The following is a 521-nucleotide window of genomic DNA, read 5'->3' as shown; positions in this document are numbered from 1 at the left end:
TATTGAAACGAAAAATAAACAGAAAAAGCTTGGCAGAAAACTGCCAAGCTCGAGTACCTAATCTATAGCCAAAGTAATTGGAGTTGCAGTGAGGCGACAAGTGAATGAACGCCGTCAACAAAGCTGCAACTTCAAGTACGAAGGGTATATTAGGCTTCGATAGGCTTACGCCAATCATCACCACCTGAAGTACCCGCATTATTGTGGTCCCAAGTGATTTTGCGGTAAGACATCGATACCGTGATATTTTGCGTGAAGTCTTTCATTGCTGGATCTTGGCAATGTGGCATTTCACAGTTGATATCAATGATGGTTGCGCCTTCAAGCTTGGTAGTAAAGAAGTTCTCTTGTTTACCTTCGATTGACGTGCGGTACCATTTCAGTTCCACTTCATCTAGCTTTTCACCCGACGTTAATGCGTTGTACATCAGCGGAACCGCTTTGTTTAAAGCAACGGTGAATTTGAATGGTTTGTGAACACGTTGACCTGAAGGTTGACCAGATTGTGGATCGGTTGGAAT

At 43.2% G+C, this 521-nt stretch carries 1 protein-coding gene; it reads right to left on the bottom strand.

The window, feature by feature from the left end:
* Positions 1–149 precede the first annotated feature (149 nt).
* Positions 150–521, bottom strand: a 372-nt coding sequence (locus tag QQJ93_RS15800) for an Hcp family type VI secretion system effector (protein ID WP_284186112.1), incomplete at its 5' end; no start/stop codon positions are given.

This window comes from Vibrio algivorus (assembly GCF_030161215.1).
In the GTDB taxonomy this organism is placed as follows: domain Bacteria; phylum Pseudomonadota; class Gammaproteobacteria; order Enterobacterales; family Vibrionaceae; genus Vibrio; species Vibrio algivorus.
Note: the sequence above shows the minus strand (reverse complement) of the source record. Positions and strands in the feature narration are given on the sequence as shown.